Source organism: Microbacterium sp., assembly GCF_032084865.1.
Taxonomy (GTDB): domain Bacteria; phylum Actinomycetota; class Actinomycetes; order Actinomycetales; family Microbacteriaceae; genus Microbacterium.
The window spans coordinates 1-4,251 of record NZ_DAMDLU010000184.1 but is presented as its reverse complement, the minus strand read 5'-3'; the positions used below and the strand labels follow the sequence as shown (position 1 = coordinate 4,251).

The 4,251-nt window shown below is 71.7% G+C and carries 3 protein-coding genes and 1 pseudogene; all 4 read left to right on the top strand.

Annotation, left to right across the window (positions count from 1 at the left end; translation table 11 throughout):
- Positions 1-1,220, top strand: a 1,220-nt coding sequence (locus tag RT309_RS13955; protein WP_313357995.1) for a hypothetical protein, incomplete at its 5' end; no start/stop codon positions are given.
- Positions 1,221-1,266: 46 nt separating this feature from the next.
- Positions 1,267-2,232 carry a MoxR family ATPase gene (locus tag RT309_RS13950; RefSeq protein ID WP_313357994.1) on the top strand — a complete coding sequence of 322 codons (966 nt, stop codon included), beginning with the start codon at positions 1,267-1,269 and terminating at the stop codon, positions 2,230-2,232.
- On the top strand, positions 2,229-3,602 hold the full coding sequence (locus RT309_RS13945; protein ID WP_313357992.1) for a DUF58 domain-containing protein: 1,374 nt from the start codon (positions 2,229-2,231) through the stop codon (positions 3,600-3,602). The genes RT309_RS13950 and RT309_RS13945 overlap by 4 nt, the downstream gene beginning before the upstream one ends.
- Positions 3,599-4,251, top strand: a pseudogene (locus RT309_RS13940) (hypothetical protein); the annotation flags it as partial. The gene RT309_RS13945 and the pseudogene RT309_RS13940, both read left to right, overlap by 4 nt.

Genomic DNA, 4,251 nt, shown 5'->3' with positions numbered 1-4,251 from the left:
CCGCCTGCCGGCCGGCGGGCAGCGCATACCGATGCGCGGTGAACGGTCTGGTGAACGGGGTGCCGCACTCGTTCACGGCAGCGGCGGTCAACGCCGTCGGAACGTCGGCGACCACCTCGGCGCACACCAGCTGGGCGTACGAAGCGCCGGTGATCTCGAACGCCACCGCGACCCCCGTGTACCGGCACGGCAGCAGCGACCGCGGCAAGGGCGTGGTCTCGCTCGCCGTCACCGCGGCGAGCGACGCCCGCGCGTTCCGGGTGGCCGAGACCGGTGAGGTGATCCAGCGCACCGGGGCCACCACGACCGCCGAGCTGAAGCTGGCTCCCGGAGCGCAGACCATCACGCTCGTGCCGGTCAGCCAGTTCCAGCCGCCCACCGGCGGCGGCAACGAAGGGGCCTCGTACCCCGTCTCGGTCACGGTCGCCGGCGCCCCGTACTTCGATCCCGCTCAGACCCAGGCCACCGCCGTGTCGAACACGGCCGTGAACGTGTCTGGCATCGCGCCGCAGGCCAACGGCAGCGCCGAGCCGCTCGAGGTCGTGTACCTGGCGTGGCGTTCGGGCAGGGCGACGTGCAGCGCCGACGATTCCGGTGCCCTGCAGGTCTCTGGGGCGGATGTCACCTCGTCGTCGCCGTCGCTGCAGGGCCTCGAGGCGTACCAGGCGTACAACGTGAAGGCCTGCGTGTCGAACGGATACGGCGTCGCCGAGTCGACCACCGCGCGGGTGTTCACCTTCACCTTCGTCGACGGCCCCGGCGGCGACACCACGTACAAAGTCAGCGAGAACCCCACCCGTCACGGCGATCGGTACTCGTACCCGCTCGCCTCGGCACCCGCGATCGACGTCGAGCCGGGCTTCGTGGCCCAGTACCAGATGTACGGGTCGTGGCGCGGCGACTTCACGCTGAGTGCGGACGCCTCCCCGGGGCAGGTCCGCGCCAGGGCATGCCACGCGACCGAGACCGAGCGGTGCTCCAACACCGTGAACATCACCGCCACCACGGCGCCGACCATCGTCGAGGTCGACTTCGCACAGTGCCTGCCGCCCGCCGACCCGTCAGCCGCCGTACGCGTCTCGTCCGCCGCGCGCGGCTCGTACCGGGTGACGTCGGTCGAGCTCGCCGACGCACCGGGCTCGTTCGACGTGACGCTCTCGTGGAACGGCGCGTACGTGACGCTCTCTCCGATCACCCAGAGGATGACCGGATGCCCATGACCTTCGGCGGCGCACCCGCCGCCCGCCCCCGTCGAGAGGATGCTGCATGACCATCGCCCCCGAACAGGCCTCCTGGTTCGCCGAGACGTTCTCGCTCCTCTCGGAGAACGTCGAGCAGGCGATCCTCGGCAAGCGGCACGTGATCGAGCTCGTGGTCGCGACCGCGGTGACCGGCGGGCACGTGCTGCTGGAGGACTTCCCGGGCACGGGCAAGACCGCGCTCGCGCGATCCATCGCGCAGACGGTCACGGGCACGAGCACGCGGATCCAGTTCACCCCCGACCTGCTGCCCGGTGACGTGACCGGCATCACGGTGTACGACCAGAAGGCGGGCGAGTTCGAGTTCCACGCCGGCCCCGTGTTCGCCAATATCGTGCTCGCCGACGAGATCAACCGGGCGAGCCCGAAGACCCAGTCCGCTCTGCTCGAGGTGATGGAGGAGGGAACGGTCACGGTCGACGGTGTCAGCCGGGCCGTCGGCTCGCCGTTCGTCGTGCTGGCCACGCAGAACCCGATCGAGCAGGGCGGCACGTACCGGCTTCCCGAGGCGCAGCTCGACCGCTTCATGATCAAGACCTCGATCGGCTACCCCGACGACGCGGCCACGATGCGGATCCTGCAGGCGGCCCCCGAGCCGCAGAAGAAGCTCGCGCCGCTCGTCGGCACCGACACGCTGCTGACGATGGGCGAGATCGCCAGGGGCGTCTACGTGAACCCGCTCATCTCCGACTACATCATGCGCATTGTCGACGCGACCCGCCGGGCATCCGAGGTGCGCCTCGGCGTCAGCGTGCGCGGCGCGCTCGCCCTGTCGCGCCTCGTGATGACCTGGGCGGCGAAGAGCGGACGCACGTTCGTCACCCCCGACGACGTGCGCGAGCTGGCCGTGGTGGCGCTCGCCCACCGCCTCGTGCTCGAACCCGAAGCGGAGTTCGACGGGGTCACCGCGGTCGCGGTGATCGGGCAGATCCTGCTCGACGTCGATCCCCCGCGCGAGAACGGCACTGCGTGAGCTTCAGCACCGAATCGCGGATCACGAGGACGGCGGCGCGCACCAGCACGTCGACCCGCACCTCCACGGTCACGCGGTACTCCACCACGACACAGCGCGGTGCCGTCCGCGGTGCGGTGTCCGGCCTGCGCCGGACCGGGCGTGCTCTGAGCCGCGCAGGCCGCATGGCCGCCGCATGGGTGCAGGAGACGGTCACCGCCGCCGGCGCGCTCGTCGTATGCGCGCTCGTGCTCGGGGTCGCCGCGGGACTGGCGTTCGGATGGGTGGAGGCGTGGGCGGTCGCCGCGATCTCGCTCACGCTGCTCGTGCTCTGCGTCCCGTTCGTGCTCGGCGCCCACGACTACCGCATCGGGCTCGCGCTCGACCGCGACCGTGTGGTGGCCGGCTCCGAGATCGCGGCGACTCTCGATGTGCACAACCACGGCACGCGCCTGTCGCTGCCCGGCGTCGTCGACGTGCCGGTCGGCGACGGGCTGATCGAAGCGCACGTGCCGCTGCTGCGACCGGGCGCGCAGCACGGTGAAGAGCTGACGATCGCCGCACACCGCCGCGGCGTGATCGACGTCGGGCCGATGACCATCACCCGCGGCGATCCGATCGGGCTGCTGCGCCGCGAGCTCAGCTGGCCCGACGTGCAGCGCATCCACGTGCATCCGGTGACCGTCGCCATCCCGAGCACCGCAGCCGGTCTCATCCGCGACCTCGAGGGCACCCCCAGCACCACCCTCGTCGATGCGGATCTCTCGTTCCACGCGGTGCGCGAGTACGTGGTCGGCGACTCTCAGCGCCACGTGCACTGGAAGTCGACGGCCAAGACCGGCCGACTCATGGTGCGCCAATACGAGGAGTCGCGCCACGCGCGCATCGCCGTCCTGCTCGATCTCGCGACCGACTCGTACGAGGGCGACGACGAGTTCGAGAACACGGTCAGCGCCGCGGCATCCCTCGCCCTGCAGGGCGTGTTCGAGGGCCGCGACGTGCTGTTCGCCGTCAGCGGAGCCGTCTCCGAGCACGGCGCCACGACGACGCAGTCGATCCGGACGCTGTCGACCCTCACCCCGCGCACGCTGCTCGACGGCACCTCGACGCTCGAGCTCGCCGACGACGTGATGCGCCTCGAGGCGGTCACCGCCCTGACCGCCCAGGCCTACCCCGACCTGTCGATCGCCTTCCTGCTCACCGGATCGCGGATGGGGACGGACCGGCTCCGCCGTGCCGCCGTGCGGCTGCCCGCGGCGGTCGAACCGGTCGCGGTGCGCAGCGAGCCGGGCGCGGAGCCGACGCTGCGCAACGCCCGCGAGCTCTCAGTGCTCACTCTCGGCGCGCTGGGCGACCTGCCGAAGATGCTGGCCAGGGGAGCGCTGCGATGAGCGGCACGGATGCCGTCGCGCGGACCCGCCGTCGACCGCCGGCCTCGCGCGCCCTGACCCTGTGGGCTCTCGCCTACCTGCTCGTCGGCGTGGCGCTGACGACCGCTGCCGCATGGCCGGTCTACGAGTCGCCGCGGGTGATCGCCGTGGCCGCGACGGGTGGACTGACGGGCATCGCCGTGGGGCTGCTCGTGCGCACACGTAGGCTCGGGCCGGTGCTCGGCACCATCACGGTGGTCGGCGCCTACCTTGCGCTCGCCGTGCCTCTTGCGGTGCCGTCAGGACTGACCTCCGCTGCAGCGTTCGGTGCAGCGCTGCGTGACGCGGTGCTGGGAGTCGTCGTCGGCTGGAAGCAGATCCTCACCCTCGCGCCGCCGCTCGGTGAATATCAGGCCGTGCTCGTCCCGCTGCTGGTCGTCAGCCTTTTCGGTGCGTTCCTCGCGAGCCTCTTCGCCCTGCATCCCGGCCGGCGAGCGGCGGCTGCGGTCGTCGTGGTCGCGGCGATGGGCGTGTTCGGCATCGCCTTCGGCCTCTCGGCGCCGAGCCCGACGATGACGCTGGGGCCCGTCTCGATCCCCGCGCCGCGGGAGCTGGCCGTCGGGGTCGCGCTCTTCACGGCATCCCTCGCCTGGCTGGTCGGACGAGCCCG